The 14,437-nt window shown below is 65.6% G+C and carries 14 protein-coding genes; 9 read left to right on the top strand and 5 right to left on the bottom strand.

Going from position 1 to position 14,437, the window contains the following annotated elements:
• Positions 1-272: hypothetical protein (locus HMPREF2581_RS32450; RefSeq protein ID WP_177344105.1), on the top strand; the 272-nt coding region annotated here is incomplete at its 5' end.
• Here HMPREF2581_RS32450 and HMPREF2581_RS22815 read toward each other — a convergent pair.
• Positions 269-748 (bottom strand): TIGR02444 family protein, encoded by a 480-nt coding sequence (locus HMPREF2581_RS22815; protein WP_003099227.1) that lies wholly within the window; start codon positions 746-748, stop codon positions 269-271. The two genes, HMPREF2581_RS32450 and HMPREF2581_RS22815, sit on opposite strands and share 4 nt — an antisense overlap.
• Before the next feature lie 45 nt (positions 749-793).
• On the opposite strand from HMPREF2581_RS22815, the gene HMPREF2581_RS22810 reads away from it, so the two are divergent.
• The 6 genes from HMPREF2581_RS22810 (at position 794) to HMPREF2581_RS22785 (ending at position 7,467) form a co-directional block, all read left to right on the top strand.
• A complete protein-coding gene (locus HMPREF2581_RS22810) occupies positions 794-2,710 on the top strand; it encodes an ATP-binding cassette domain-containing protein (protein WP_003141958.1) in 1,917 nt (638 codons plus the stop codon).
• The gene (locus HMPREF2581_RS22805) at positions 2,710-3,288 is read left to right on the top strand and encodes a mechanosensitive ion channel family protein (RefSeq protein WP_003123700.1); all 579 of its coding nucleotides are present in this window, start codon (positions 2,710-2,712) and stop codon (positions 3,286-3,288) included. Before HMPREF2581_RS22810 ends, HMPREF2581_RS22805 begins: the two co-directional genes overlap by 1 nt.
• 6 nt (positions 3,289-3,294) lie before the next feature.
• Positions 3,295-4,053 carry a TerC family protein gene (locus tag HMPREF2581_RS22800; RefSeq protein ID WP_003096367.1) on the top strand — a complete coding sequence of 253 codons (759 nt, stop codon included), beginning with the start codon at positions 3,295-3,297 and terminating at the stop codon, positions 4,051-4,053.
• A gap of 229 nt (positions 4,054-4,282) precedes the next feature.
• Complete coding sequence (locus tag HMPREF2581_RS22795; RefSeq protein ID WP_003096365.1) at positions 4,283-4,912, top strand: LysE family transporter; 630 nt, start codon at positions 4,283-4,285, stop codon at positions 4,910-4,912.
• 104 nt (positions 4,913-5,016) lie between these two features.
• On the top strand, positions 5,017-6,918 hold the full coding sequence (locus HMPREF2581_RS22790; protein ID WP_003141955.1) for a cytochrome c/FTR1 family iron permease: 1,902 nt from the start codon (positions 5,017-5,019) through the stop codon (positions 6,916-6,918).
• 66 nt (positions 6,919-6,984) lie between these two features.
• Positions 6,985-7,467, top strand: coding sequence for a YaiI/YqxD family protein (locus HMPREF2581_RS22785; RefSeq protein ID WP_003136094.1), 483 nt, complete (start codon positions 6,985-6,987; stop codon positions 7,465-7,467).
• Here the strand turns inward: HMPREF2581_RS22785 and HMPREF2581_RS22780 are convergent.
• The 3 genes from HMPREF2581_RS22780 to HMPREF2581_RS22770 all read right to left on the bottom strand — a co-directional run bounded on the left by HMPREF2581_RS22780 (position 7,452) and on the right by HMPREF2581_RS22770 (position 9,444).
• Complete coding sequence (locus tag HMPREF2581_RS22780; protein WP_003096359.1) at positions 7,452-7,925, bottom strand: thioesterase family protein; 474 nt, start codon at positions 7,923-7,925, stop codon at positions 7,452-7,454. The genes HMPREF2581_RS22785 and HMPREF2581_RS22780 overlap by 16 nt on opposite strands.
• A gap of 95 nt (positions 7,926-8,020) precedes the next feature.
• On the bottom strand, positions 8,021-8,689 hold the full coding sequence (gene elbB / locus HMPREF2581_RS22775) for an isoprenoid biosynthesis glyoxalase ElbB (RefSeq protein WP_003099212.1): 669 nt from the start codon (positions 8,687-8,689) through the stop codon (positions 8,021-8,023).
• Between the two features lie 164 nt (positions 8,690-8,853).
• Complete coding sequence (locus HMPREF2581_RS22770; RefSeq protein WP_003096354.1) at positions 8,854-9,444, bottom strand: DedA family protein; 591 nt, start codon at positions 9,442-9,444, stop codon at positions 8,854-8,856.
• A gap of 243 nt (positions 9,445-9,687) precedes the next feature.
• On the opposite strand from HMPREF2581_RS22770, the gene hemB reads away from it, so the two are divergent.
• On the top strand, positions 9,688-10,701 hold the full coding sequence (gene hemB, locus HMPREF2581_RS22765; protein ID WP_003096352.1) for a porphobilinogen synthase: 1,014 nt from the start codon (positions 9,688-9,690) through the stop codon (positions 10,699-10,701).
• Positions 10,702-10,718: 17 nt separating this feature from the next.
• Complete coding sequence (gene ppk1, locus HMPREF2581_RS22760; protein WP_003141953.1) at positions 10,719-12,929, top strand: polyphosphate kinase 1; 2,211 nt, start codon at positions 10,719-10,721, stop codon at positions 12,927-12,929.
• Here the strand turns inward: ppk1 and ppx are convergent.
• Positions 12,916-14,421: an exopolyphosphatase gene (gene ppx / locus HMPREF2581_RS22755; RefSeq protein ID WP_003099207.1), complete on the bottom strand. Its 1,506-nt coding sequence runs from the start codon at positions 14,419-14,421 to the stop codon at positions 12,916-12,918. The two genes, ppk1 and ppx, sit on opposite strands and share 14 nt — an antisense overlap.
• Between the last annotated feature and the right edge of the window lie 16 nt (positions 14,422-14,437).

Here is a 14,437-nt window from a genome sequence, read left to right as displayed (position 1 = left end):
CGGCGAAGCCTGTGGCGAAACCGGCGGCCAAGCCTGTGGCGAAACCCGCGGCCGCGAAGCCTGCAGCCAAGCCGGCTGCGAAGCCTGCGGCGAAACCGGTGGCCAAGCCTGCGGCAAAACCCGTAGCCGCGAAACCTGCCGCAGCCAAGCCCGCCACCGCTCCTGCTGCGAAGCCTGCGGCGACTCCCAGCGCCCCGGCAGCCGCCTCCAGCGCTGCTTCCGCAACGCCTGCCGCGGGCAGCAACGGCGCCGCCCCGACCAGCGCCTCCTAAGGCGCTGTCTGCAAAGCCGCCGAGCCAAGCACCAGCAAAGCCCGGCGCTCTGCTTCCGTGCAGATGTCCCGGCTGCAGGCTTGCAGCCAGGCATCCGCACTGCGATTCGCTTCCTGGCCCTCCAGCCAGGCTGTGGCCAGGTCGGCCAGGCGTTGCAGGTGTTCCCGTTCCGCTCGTAGTTCCTGGGCCTTCATTTCCTCGCGGAGTTCGGCCAGGCAGGCGTCGTGGGTTGCCGCTTCGCGCCAGGCGCAACGCAATCTGCGCAGGGGTTCGATGACCGTTTCGCGCCAGGGGCGCGCGGCGTTCTCCAGGATCTGGGCGCGTTCTTTCGAGCAGCTCACACCGCGCCTGCCAAGCCAGGCGGCGACCAGCAACAGGCAGACGTCCGCACCTTGCTCCTGAAGCGCGAGGCAAGCCGTTTCCACGCCCGGCCGGGCATAGACGTCCACCGCGAATTTCCAGACATTTCCAGTCATACAGCCTCACGCTCCGCAAGGGCGAAACTGATAAACTCCGCCGCCATGATCCGACTCCTCAATCTTACGCTACAGCGCGGGCCGCAGCGCCTCCTGGAAGCTGTTGAACTGACCCTGCACGCCGGCCAGAAAGCCGGTCTCATCGGGGCCAATGGCGCTGGCAAGTCCAGCTTGTTCGCGCTGTTGCGCGGCCAGCTCGGCCAGGATGCCGGCGACTGCCTGTTGCCCGCCGACTGGCGCATCGCGCACATGCGCCAGGAGGTCGATACCCTGGATCGCCTGGCGGTGGATTACGTGCTCGACGGCGACAGTCGCCTGCGCGAGATCCAGGCGGCACTGGCCGCCGCCGAAGCGGCGCACGACGGTTCTGCCCTGGCGCGCCTGCATACCGAACTGGACAACGCCGACGGTTACACCGCCGATGCACGGGCGCGCAAGCTGCTGGCCGGGCTCGGCTTCAGCAGCGAGCAGATGGAGCGCCGGGTCGGTGATTTCTCCGGCGGTTGGAGGATGCGCCTGAACCTGGCGCAGGCGCTGATGTGCCCGTCCGACCTGCTGTTGCTCGACGAGCCGACCAACCACCTCGACCTGGACGCCATCCTCTGGCTGGAAGAGTGGCTCAAGGGTTATCCCGGCACTCTGGTGCTGATCTCCCACGACCGCGACTTCCTCGATGCGGTGGTGGACCACGTGGTGCATCTGGAAAACCGCAAGCTGACCCTCTACCGCGGCGGCTATTCCGCTTTCGAGCGGACCCGCGCCGAGCGGCTGGCTCAGCAACAGCAGGCCTACGAGAAACAGCAGGCGCAGCGTGCGCACATGGAAAGCTTCATCGCCCGCTTCAAGGCCAAGGCCACCAAGGCGCGCCAGGCGCAGAGCCGGATCAAGGCGCTGGAGCGTCTCGAGGAACTGGCGCCGGCACATGTCGATTCGCCGTTCAATTTCAGTTTCCGCGAGTCGGACAAGATCTCCCGGCCGTTGCTGGATCTCGGCGAAGGCCGTCTCGGCTATGGCGACAAGGCGGTGCTGGAGAAGGTCAAGCTGCAACTGGTGCCCGGTGCGCGGATCGGCCTGCTCGGTCCCAACGGTGCCGGCAAGTCGACCCTGATCAAGACCCTGGCCGGGGACCTGCCCGAATTGGGCGGCCGCCTGCTGCGCGGCGAGAACCTGGCCATCGGATACTTCGCCCAGCACCAGCTCGATTCGCTGGACCCACAGGCCAGCCCGTTGCTGCATCTGCAGCGTATCGCCCCCGGCGAGCGCGAACAGACCCTCAAGGACTTCCTTGGCGGCTTCGACTTCCGCGGCGTTCGGGTGGACGAGCCGGTATTGAACTTCTCCGGTGGTGAGAAAGCGCGCCTGGCCCTGGCGCTGATCGCCTGGCAGAAGCCCAACCTGCTGCTGCTCGACGAGCCGACCAACCACCTCGACCTGGAAATGCGCCTGGCCCTGACCTTGGCTCTACAGGAGTTTTCCGGGGCGGTCCTGGTGGTTTCCCACGACCGGCACCTGCTCAAAAGCACCACCGACGAATTCCTCCTGGTCGCCGATGGGCGCGTGGTGCCGTTCGATGGCGATCTCGACGATTACGCCCGCTGGCTGGTCGACTATCGCGCGCGCAAGGCGCCGCAGGCCGAGACTGCGCCGGGCGCGCCGTCCGAACGCACCGACAAGCGCGCCCAGCGCCAGGCAGCGGCCGCGCTGCGCCAGCAGCTGGCGCCGCACAAGCGCGAGGCCGACAAGCTGGAGCGCGAACTCGGCGGCCTGCACGAAAAGCTAGCCGCTATCGAGGCGCGGCTGGGCGACAGCGCCCTGTACGACGTATCGCGAAAGGACGAATTGCGCGAGTTGCTGTCCGAACAATCGAGCCTGAAGGTTCGCGAAGGCGAGCTGGAGGAACGTTGGCTGGAGGCCCTGGAAACCCTCGAAGCCTTGCAGAAAGAACTGGAGGCCAGTGAGTGATGGATAACCTGCAGATGTTGACGCAGACCTGGAGCGGGCCGCTGGTGGTGGCGCTGCAGATCCTGCTCATCCTGCTGGTCGCCTGGCTGCTCCAGCGCCTGGTCCGACGCACGGTGACCCGTATCGGCGAGCGTTATCCGGTGCCGCCGGAGCTGCTCCTGCCGCTGCGTGGCGGCCTGCGCTGGCTGATCATGGTCAGCGCACTGATCATGGTGCTGGAGCGCCTGGGCGTGTCCGCCGAAGTGCTGTGGACCGCGCTGACCGGTTTCGCCGCGGTGGCGGCGGTAGCCTTCTTCGCCATCTGGAGCGTGCTCTCCAACCTGTTCTGTGCGTTGCTGATCTTCACCGTCGGACCGTTCCGCATCGGCGACCGCGTGGAGCTGATCGATAGCGCCGACAAACCGGGCGTCACCGGACGCGTGGTTGCCATCAATCTCTTGTATACGACACTGGAAGAAACCCTCGAGGATGGCTCGCCGGGCCCGCTGCTGCAGGTTCCCAACAGCCTGTTCTTCCAGAAAGCCGTGCGTCGCTGGCGTGGGCCAGGTTTTTCAACTCCAACAAAAAACGGGAAATAACCATCTATGGAATGGCTCGCCAGTCCTGAAATCTGGGTCGCGTTCCTGACCCTGACCGCCCTGGAAATCGTCCTCGGCATCGACAACATCATCTTCATCTCGATCCTGGTCGGACGCCTGCCGCCGGCCCAGCAACCGAAGGCGCGCTTCTTCGGCCTGGCCCTGGCCATGGGCACGCGGATCCTGCTGTTGCTCTCGATCACCTGGGTCATGCGCCTGACCACCGACCTGTTCCACCTGTTCGGCCAGGGCATCTCCGGGCGTGACCTGATCCTCTTCTTCGGCGGCCTGTTCCTGCTGTTCAAGAGCACCATGGAGATCTACCACAGCCTGGAAGGCGCGGAAGAAGAGCAGAAGAGCGGCGGCAAGGCCCACGGCTTCATGGGCATCATCGTCCAGATCGCGATCATCGACATCATCTTCTCCCTGGACTCGGTGATCACCGCCGTCGGTCTGGTGCAGAACGTGCCGGTGATGGTCGCGGCGATCGTCATCTCGGTCGGCGTGATGATGCTGGCGGCAGGCACCATCAGCGACTTCATCGAGAAACACCCATCGCTGAAGATGCTCGCCCTGTCGTTCCTCATCGTGGTCGGAACCGTGCTGGTGGCCGAGTCCTTCGAAGTGCACGTGCCGAAAGGCTACGTCTACTTCGCCATGGCCTTCTCCCTGGCGGTGGAGGCGCTGAACATCCGCTTGCGCGGGGCCATGGCGCGCAAGCGCGGCGAAGAGCCGGTGAAGCTGCGCAAGGGTTCGCCGGACTGAGAGCGTTCGGGGCCAGGGCGAATAGCCGCATCGCGGTGGTCCGCCCAACATGGCTGAGCGCGTATCCTCGGGAAAGCCCGGCATCTGCCGGGTTTTTTCTGTCCGCCAGGTTGCGCCCGCAAAGGTTGGGCGAGGCGCGTGGTCGGAAAACCTGTGCGGCTGCTCCGCCTTGGTGCACACTGGCTTTTTCGTTCCCGCCGCCAGCCGCGTTCGCTTTCCGAGGTGTGCAATGCTCGTCAGTACCTGGTTCGCCTTCTTTCTCGCCTGCTGGGCCATCAGCCTGTCGCCGGGCGCCGGAGCCATCGCCTCGATGTCCTGCGGGTTGCAGTACGGCTTTGCGCGAGGCTACTGGAACGCGCTGGGCCTGCAGATCGGCCTGGCCCTGCAGATCGCCATCGTCGCCGCCGGCGTCGGTGCGTTGCTGGCGACCTCGGCACTGGCTTTCAGCCTGATCAAGTGGTTCGGCGTGGCCTACCTGGTGTACCTGGCGGTGCGCCAGTGGCAGGCGCCGCCACAGGCCTTGAGCACCGATGGCGAACGGCCTCTGGGGCGACCGTTGACCCTGGTGCTGCGTGGTTTCCTGGTCAACGCCAGCAATCCCAAGGCGGTGATCTTCATGCTCGCGGTGCTGCCGCAGTTCATCGACCCGCACCAGCCGCTGCTGGCGCAGTACCTGATCATGGGCGGCACCATGATCGTCGTCGACCTGATCGTCATGGCCGGCTACACCGGACTGGCTGCGCGCGTGCTACGGGTACTGCGTTCGCCGCGCCAGCAGAAGCTGGTGAACCGTACCTTCGCCAGCCTGTTCGTCGGCGCCGCGGGGCTGCTGGCGACGGTACGCCGAGCGCCGCTCTGAGCCGACCGACACGCCGACGGGCGTGATTGTTACAGAGTATTTCTTGCATGGGCGGGAAGGCGAAGGGACAATTTAATCTCTTCCATTCTCACTTCGTCTTCGCCATGCACCCTCCGAAAATCCTGCTGTGGCTGCTGCCGCTGGTCTGCGCGTTCAGCCTTGGAGCTATTGCCGACACGGCCGTCGACCCCTCCCAAGCCTTGCATCTGTTGAGTTACCTGGCGGCCGACTATCCGCCGACCGTGGCTGACGGCAAGATCGTCGACCCCAGCGAATACCAGGAACAGGTGGAGTTCGTTGGCAACCTGCAGGCATTGGTCCTGACCCTGCCGATGCGCCCCGAGCGCGCCGAGCTGGAGAGGGGGGTCGCCAGCCTGCGCCAGGCCATCGAGCAGCGCTTGCCGGGAAGGGACGTGGCCCTCCAGGCGCGCAACCTCGAGGCACGGGTGGCGGATATCTACCAGGTGGTGCAGACCCCCGCGATCACCCCCGACCCGAGCCGCGCAGCGCCGATCTATGCCCAGCAGTGCGCGATCTGCCATGGCGATGCGGGCAAGGGCGACGGCCCCGCCGGCATCGGCCTGGAACCGCCGCCGGCGAACCTCACCGATCGCCAGCGCCTCGACCACCTGAGCCTCTACGACCTGCGTAACGTCATTGGCCTGGGCGTGGCCGGCACCGACATGCCGGCGTTCGCCGACCAGCTCGACGAACGCCAGCGCTGGGACCTGGCCAGCTATGTGGCCGGCCTGAGCGCCGGCAGTGCGCAGCCGGACAAGGCCCATGCCTACCCGCTGGCGACCCTGGCCACGCAGACTCCGGCCGAAGTCGCCGAGCACGACGGCGAGGCCGCTGCGGAGAGCTTCCGCGCCCTGCGTGCGCATCCGCCGCTGGAGCAGCGCGGTCCTGGGCAGTTGATCGACTATACCGCCGCCACCCTGGACAAGAGTTTCGCGGTCTATCGCGAAGGTGACCGCGACCAGGCCTACGACCTGTCGGTGGCGGCCTACCTGGAAGGCTTCGAGCTGGTGGAAAGCTCGCTGGACAACGTCGACGCCAATTTGCGCCGCTCCACCGAGAAGCAACTGATGGCCTACCGCCAGGCGTTGCGCGATGGCCTCCCGGAAACCCAGGTGGCGCAACAGCTGGAGCTGGCCAAGGGCAAGCTGGCGGAGGCCGCCAAGCAGCTTGGCGGCGACTCGCTGAGTTTCTCCATCAGTTTCGTTTCCGCCCTGTTGATCCTGTTGCGCGAAGGGGTAGAGGCAATCCTGGTGCTTGCCGCCATCCTCGGCTTCTTGCGCAATACCGGGCAGGAAAGTGCCGTGCGTGGCGTGCACGTCGGCTGGGGGCTGGCCTTCGTCGCCGGCTTCGCCACCTGGGCGTTGGCCGCCTATGTGATCGATATCGGCGGTGCCCAGCGCGAGCTGATGGAGGGCTTCACCTCGCTGTTCGCCTGCGTGATGGTGCTCTGGCTCGGCGTCTGGATGCACGACCGCCGCCACGCGGCAGCCTGGCAGGACTACATCCGCAGCAGCCTGGTGGGCGGTGGTGGACGCTTCGGCTTCGCAGTGCTGGCGTTCTTCTCGGTCTACCGCGAGTTGTTCGAGGTCATCCTGTTCTACGAAACCCTCTGGTTGCAGGCCGGACCGGCCGGGCACAATGCCGTGATCGGCGGCGCGGCGACCGCCGTGGTCCTGCTGATCGGCCTGGCCTGGGTGATCCTGCGTGGCTCGGCGAAACTGCCGCTGGGGTTGTTCTTCAGCATCAACGCGGCGTTGCTCTGTGCGCTCTCGGTGGTGTTCGCCGGACATGGCGTCATCGCCTTGCAGGAAGCCGGGGTGATCGGCACCCGTCCGGTGCCGTTCTTCGACTTCGACTGGCTGGGGATCAAGGCCGACGCCTATTCGCTGTCGGCCCAGGCCATGGCGCTGGTGGCCATCGCGCTGCTCTACGGGCGTAGCCGGATCGTCGAGCGCCAGCGTGCGGCGGCCAACGCCGCCGACTGAGCGGGATCGCGCAACCACGACGGCCAGTGCGATACTGGCCGTCGTCATTTCTACGGAAGTCCGTTCATGCGTATCTGGATCGATGCCGACGCCTGCCCCAAGGCGGCCAAGGAACTGGTCTGCAAGTTCGCCCTCAAGCGCAAGCTGGAAGTCTGGATGGTCGCCGGCCAGCCGCAGGTCAAGCCGCCGTTCGCCTGCGTGCGTCTGGTGGTGGTGGAAAGCGGGATGGATGCGGCTGACGATTACCTGGTGGAGCAGGCCGAGCCGGGCGACCTGGCGATCTGCAGCGACGTACCGCTGGCCGATCGGCTGATCAAGAAACAGGTTGCCGCCCTCGATCCTCGCGGCCGCGAGTTCGACGCGCGGAACATGGGCGATAAGCTGGCCATGCGCAACCTGATGGCCGACCTGCGTGACCAGGGGCAGATGGGCGGCGGCCAGGCGCCCTACGCTGAGCGTGACCGCCAGGCGTTCGCCAACGCTCTGGACCGCCTGCTCACCCGCCTGCAGCGGGAAGCCGATCTACGCGCGAGTCAGCCGCACAGATAGGTACCGGTACCGACGGCGACCAGCGTGCCGTCGTCGCTATGCAGTTCCGAGCGCACCACTGCGACCTTGTTGCCCGAGCGAAGCGGCACCGCATGGGCGGTGAACGTCCGGCCGCGTCCCGGGCGCAGGTAGTCGACGCGCAAGTCGATGGTGCCGAGCTTCGACAGCCGCGCCATGCGCTCGTGGCCTGGCAGTTCGCGATGCCGTTCGAGGGCGCCGATCAGCGCCATCGCACCGCCGGTGACGTCGAGCAGGCTGGAGATCACCCCGCCGTGGAGAATGCCCTGGACGAAGTTGCCGATCAGTTCGTCCTTCATCGGCAGGTCGAGGACTACCCGCTCGCGGCCCAGGCTCGCCACGCGGATCCCGAGCATGCGGTTGAAGGGGATGCGCTGGAAGAAATCCGCCACCAGTTGGTGGACGTCGTCAGGCAGGGCGGGGGAGGGCGTTTCGCTCATCGCGGCGTCTCGATTCGATGGTTTCGAGACGCACGCTGGCGTAGCGGCACGGATTTGAAAAGGGCGGCGGCGCGACCGCCCTCGTGCTTGGCCGATCAGGCCTTGTCCTGGTCCACCAGTTCGAGCACCCGGTCGACCAGCTTGTTGATCCCGGAAGCGGCTTCGGCGATCGACTGGGCGAGCATGTAGGCCGGGGTGGTCACCAGCTTGCGCGCGCTGTCTTCGACGATCTCGTCCACCGGCGCGTCGATGTGCTCGGCACCCATCTGCTTCAGCGCGTCGGCGGTGTCGGCGTCGTTGCCGATGGTGCATTGGACGCCGGCGCCGTAGATCTTCGCCGCCATCGCCGGAGCGATGCAGATCAGCCCGACTGGCTTGCCGGCTTCGGCGAAAGCCTTGGCCAGCGCCAGCACGTCCGGCTGCACCTGGCATTGCGCGCCGTTGATGGCAAAGTCGCTGAGGTTCTTCGCAGCGCCGAAGCCACCGGGCACGATCAGCGCGTCGTAGTCCTCGGCGCGGGCTTCGCGCAGGTCCTTGACTTCGCCGCGGGCGATACGCGCGGACTCGACCAGGACATTGCGGCTTTCCGGCATTTCCTCGCCGGTCAGGTGGTTGACCACATGGTGCTGGGCGATGTTCGGCGCGAAGCATTGTGCCTCGGCGCCGCGCTGGCTGAGGCGGAGCAGGGTGATCACGCTTTCGTGGATTTCCGCGCCATCGTAGACGCCACAACCGGAGAGGATGACGGCAACTTTCTTGTGCATGAGGCTTACTCCTTGGGAACGCAGGATCCGGACCGGACGGGCCTGGCCGGGGTCGGTATCGCGCAAGCATAGCGAGCCGCCGGCCCCGGCGGCCAGCCGGAGCGGAGGGTACAAGGAGTTGGAGTGTGCGAAGGGGCCGGCTGTTCAGTCGCGCCGGCGCGGGTTCACTCGGATTTGTCGGCGTTGCCGCCCGCGCCGTTGCCGCGCGGTGTCTTGAAACGCCGCCATAGCCAGAGCAGCAGGCCCAGCACGATCAGGCCGCCGAGGACCATGAGTTCGTATTTCTTGATGTTGCCGAGCATGCCTTCCAGTACGCTGCCGAAATAGTAGGCGGCGGAGCCCAGCGCGGCGGCCCAGACGATGGCGCCGATGCCGTTGAGAAGAAGATAGCGGGCCGGTGGATAGCCGGACAGGCCGATGGCCACCGGCATCACCGTACGCAGGCCGTAGACGAAGCGGAAACTCAGCACCCACAGGTCAGGATGGCGGCGCACATGGTCCAGCGCCTTGTCGCCGAGCTTCTGCCAGCGCGGCTTGCGCGCCAGCAACCGGCGGCCGTGGCGGCGTCCGAGGAAGTACCAGAGTTGGTCACCGGCGTAGCTGCCGAGGAAGGCGGTGAGAATCACGGTATCCAGCTGCATGTAGCCGCGGAAGGCAAGGAACCCGGCCAGCACGAGAATGGTTTCGCCCTCGAAGAAAGTACCGAGAAAAAGGGCGAAATAGCCGAAGTCCTGCAGGAATTGTTGGAGCATCATCGGGGCAGCGAAGCGAAATGAACGCGCAGCCTAACTCGGTTGAGGGCGTGGGGAAAGCGCGATCGTCACGGCCCAGGTCATTGATTGTGCAATGAATGGCCTTTGCCGCTGGCTTTTTGCGATGATTGGCGGTGCGGCAGGATGCCGCGACCTTGAGTCACTGTCGTCGCTTGTTGCCAATCCGTCATAATCAGGGACTATAACTGTCACACTGTGCCCGTTATCTGGGCCCTGGAGTAAACCGTGAGCTTCACTCCCGCCAACCGCGCCTATCCCTACACCCGCCTGCGGCGCAATCGCCGCGATGACTTCTCCCGCCGCCTGGTCCGCGAGAATGTCCTCACCGTCGACGACCTGATCCTGCCGGTGTTCGTCCTCGATGGGGTCAACCAGCGTGAAAGCATTCCGTCGATGCCCGGCGTCGAGCGCCTGTCCATCGACCAGTTGCTGATCGAGGCGGAAGAGTGGGTGGCCCTGGGCATTCCGGCGCTGGCGCTGTTCCCGGTGACCCCGGTGGAGAAGAAGTCCCTGGACGCCGCCGAGGCATACAACCCGGAAGGCATCGCCCAGCGCGCCACCCGCGCCCTGCGCGAGCGCTTTCCGGAGCTGGGCATCATCACCGACGTGGCGCTCGACCCGTTCACCACCCATGGCCAGGACGGCATCCTGGATGACGATGGTTACGTCCTCAACGACGTCAGCATCGACGTGCTGGTACGGCAGGCGCTGTCCCACGCCGAGGCCGGCGCCCAGGTGGTAGCGCCCTCGGACATGATGGACGGTCGCATCGGTGCGATCCGCGAGGCCCTGGAGTCTGCCGGTCACACCAATGTGCGGATCATGGCCTACTCGGCCAAGTACGCCAGCGCCTACTACGGTCCGTTCCGCGATGCGGTCGGCTCGGCTTCGAACCTCGGCAAGGGCAACAAGGCCACCTACCAGATGGATCCGGCGAACAGCGACGAGGCACTTCACGAAGTGGCCGCCGACCTGGCCGAAGGCGCCGACATGGTGATGGTCAAGCCGGGCATGCCCTACCTCGACATCGTGCGTCGGGTGAAGGATGAATTCCGCGCCCCGACCTTTGTCTACCAGGTCAGCGGCGAGTATGCGATGCACATGGGCGCCATCCAGAACGGCTGGCTGGCCGAATCGGTGATCCTCGAATCCCTTACCGCCTTCAAACGTGCCGGCGCCGATGGCATTCTGACCTACTTCGCCAAGCAGGCCGCAGAACAATTAAGACGGGGGCGTTGACCCCCTCGGGAAGATGAATGAATACGCAGCAAGGACTTGATGAGATCGAACGTATCGCCGCCGACGAAACCGTAGTGGCGAACGTGGAAAGCGAAGCAGAAGTGAAGATGGCCGAAACGATCCCGATGGAAACGCCACCTGCGGTGGTTCCCAGTGTGGATGACAGCAGCCTGTACATTCATCGCGAGCTCTCCCAGTTGCAGTTCAACATCCGCGTGCTGGAACAGGCGCTGGACGAGTCCTACCCGCTCCTGGAGCGGCTGAAGTTCCTCCTCATCTTCTCGAGCAACCTCGACGAATTCTTCGAGATCCGCATCGCCGGCCTGAAGAAGCAGATCACCTTCGCCCGCGAGCAGGCCGGCGCCGACGGCCTGCTGCCGCACCAGGCCCTGGCGCGGATCAGCGAGCTGGTCCACGAGCAGGTATCGCGGCAGTACCGGATCCTCAACGAGACCCTGTTGCCGGAGCTGGCCAAGCACCAGATCCGCTTCATCCGCCGGCGTCACTGGACGCTGAAGATCAAGACCTGGGTGCGGCGCTTCTTCCGCGACGAGATCGCGCCGATCATCACCCCGATCGGCCTCGACCCGACCCACCCGTTCCCGCTGCTGGTGAACAAGAGCCTCAACTTCATCGTCGAGCTGGAGGGGATGGATGCCTTCGGCCGCGACTCCGGCCTGGCGATCATCCCGGCGCCGCGCCTGCTGCCACGGATCATCAAGCTGCCGGAAGACGTTGGCGGCGAGGGCGACAACTACGTGTTCCTGTCGTCGATGATCCACGCCCACGCCGACGACCTGTTCCCCGGCATGAAGGTGAAGGGCTGCTACCAGTTCCGCCTGACCCGCAACGCCGACCTGTCGGTGGACACCGAGGATGTCGAGGACCTGGCCCGCGCGCTGCGCGGCGAGCTGTTCTCGCGTCGCTACGGGGACGCGGTACGCCTGGAGGTGGTGGATACCTGCCCGCAGAACCTGACCAACTACCTGCTCAAGCAATTCGGCCTGTCCGAAAGCGAGTTGTACAAGGTCAGCGGCCCGGTCAACCTGACCCGCCTGTTCAGCGTCACCGGCCTGGAAAGCCATCCGGAGCTGCAGTACCCGCCCTTCACCCCGGCGATCCCGCGTCTTTTGCAGAAGAAGGAAAACCTCTTCAACGTCCTCAGCAAGCTCGATGTGTTGCTGATGCACCCGTTCGAATCCTTCACCCCGGTGATCGACCTGCTGCGCCAGGCCGCCAAGGATCCGAACGTGCTGGCGATCAAGCAGACCCTGTACCGCAGCGGTGCCAACTCTGAGATCGTCGACGCCCTGGTCGAGGCGGCACGCAACGGCAAGGAGGTCACCGCGGTGATCGAGCTGCGCGCCCGCTTCGACGAAGAGTCCAACCTGCAACTGGCCAGCCGCCTGCAACAGGCCGGCGCGGTAGTGATCTACGGCGTGGTCGGCTTCAAGACCCACGCCAAGATGATGCTGATCCTCCGTCGCGAGGACGGCGAACTGCGCCGCTACGCGCACCTGGGCACCGGCAACTACCATGCCGGCAACGCTCGCCTGTACACCGACTACAGCCTGCTGACCGCCGACGTGGCGCTCTGCGAGGACCTGCACAAGCTGTTCAACCAGCTGATCGGGATGGGCAAGACGCTGCGCATGAAGAAGCTGTTGCATGCGCCGTTCACCCTGAAGAAGAACCTGCTGGAAATGATCAACCGCGAGGCGGCCCAGGCGGCGCTCGGCCAGCCGGCGCACATCATGGCCAAGGTCAACTCGCTGACCGATCCGAAGGTCATCCGCGCCCTGTACAAGGCCAGCCAGGCCGGGGTCAGGATCGACCTGGTGGTGCGTGGCATGTGCTGCCTGCGGCCAGGCATCCCGGGGGTCTCGCACAATATCCACGTGCGCTCGATCATCGGACGCTTCCTCGAGCACAGCCGCATCTACTACTTCCTCAACGGCGGCGACGAGAAGCTCTATCTCTCCAGCGCCGACTGGATGGAGCGCAACCTCGACATGCGCGTCGAGACCTGCTTCCCGGTGGAAGGCAAGAAGCTGGTGCAGCGGGTCAAGAAGGAACTGGAAACGTATCTGACCGACAACACCCAGGCCTGGGTGTTGCAGGCCGACGGTAGCTACCAGCGGCTCAGTCCCACCGGTAACCAGAACCCCCGCAATACCCAGGCGACCCTGCTGGAGAAGCTGGCCGCGCCGGTGCTTACCGCACGTTGAGGCTGTAGCCGACCCGCTTGAGCCATTCGGCTTCCTGGGCGAAGTCGGCCTGGGTCAGCGGGTTGGCTTCCAGCCAGCCCTCGGGGAAGGTCACCGAAAGGCTCTTGGGCTCTGCCTTCAGGCGCACCGAGGGCATTTCCTGGGTGCCGCGAATGTGGTGGAAGAGGATCGCGAAGCGCAGCACGATGCACAGGCGCACCAGCTTGTCGCCTTCCGCGGCGAACTCCGCCAGCTTGTCCGCCGGAATGTTGCGGCGGTGGCCGCGTACCAGTAGCGACAGCATCTGCTGGTCCTGGCGCGAGAAGCCAGCCAGGTCGGAGTGCTCGATCAGGTAGGCGCCGTGCTTGTGGTAGTGGTAATGGGCAATGTCCAGGCCGATCTCGTGGACCCGTGCGCCCCAGCTCAGCAGGTCGCGGTGCAGTTCGTCGTTCAGCTCCCAGGCGTCGCCGACTTCGGCAAGCACCTTGAGGGCCTTGGCCTCCACCCGCGAAGCCTGCTCCGGATCGACGTGGTAGCGCTGCATCAGCGAACTGATGGTGCGTTCGCGCACGTCCTCGTGCTGGTGACGGCCGACCAGGTCGTAGAGAACGCCTTCGCGCAGGGCGCCCTCGGAGTGAACCATCTGTTCCAGTTCCAGCGCGTCGAAGATCGCTTCGAGAATGGCCAGTCCGGCCGGGAAGATGGTCCGGCGGTCCGGCTTGATCCCTTCCAGATCGAGCTTCTCCACGTCGCCGAGCTTGAGCACCTTGCGCTTCAGCCAGGCCAGTCCGTCCGGGCTTATCTCGCCGTTGCCGTGGCCGCCGGCCTTGATCGCCAGCGCCACTGCGCGGATGGTGCCGGAGGCGCCGACCGCCTGTTGCCAGCCGAGGCGCCGCAGGCTGTTCTCGATGCCCATCAGTTCCAGGCGTGCGGCGGTGTACGCCTGGGCGTAGCGGGCCGGGGTGATCTTGCCGTCGCGGAAGTAGCGTTGGGTGTAGCTGACGCAACCCATCTGCAGGCTTTCCCGCAGCTCGGACTCGAAACCCTGGCCGATGATGAACTCGGTGCTGCCGCCGCCGATGTCGCTGACCAGCCGGCGACCGCCGCTGTCGGGCATGCTGTTGGCGACGCCGAGGTAGATCAGGCGGGCTTCCTCGCGGCCGGAGATGACTTCCACGGGATGGCCGAGAACCTCTTCCGCACGACGGATGAAATCGCTGCGGTTGCGCGCCTCGCGCAAGGCGTTGGTCGCGACCACGCGTACGGAACCCTGGGGCATGCCGCTGATGAACTGGGCGAAGCGGCGTAGGCAGTCGAGGCCACGCTGGGTGGCCTCCTCGCTGAGATTGCGCTCCTCGTCGAGGCCGGCGGCCAGTTGAACCTTCTCGCCCAGCCGTTCGAGGATGCGGACTTCGCCGTGGATATTGGCCTTGGCCAGACAGAGGTGGAAACTGTTGGAACCCAGGTCCAGGGCGGCAATCAGCGGGAATGCCTCGGCAGGTTTTTGCGGCATGCTTTGCAAGTCCATT

Origin of the sequence: Pseudomonas sp. HMSC057H01, assembly GCF_001836405.1 — a bacterium.
Lineage (GTDB): Bacteria > Pseudomonadota > Gammaproteobacteria > Pseudomonadales > Pseudomonadaceae > Pseudomonas > Pseudomonas aeruginosa.
Note: the sequence above shows the minus strand (reverse complement) of the source record. Positions and strands in the feature narration are given on the sequence as shown.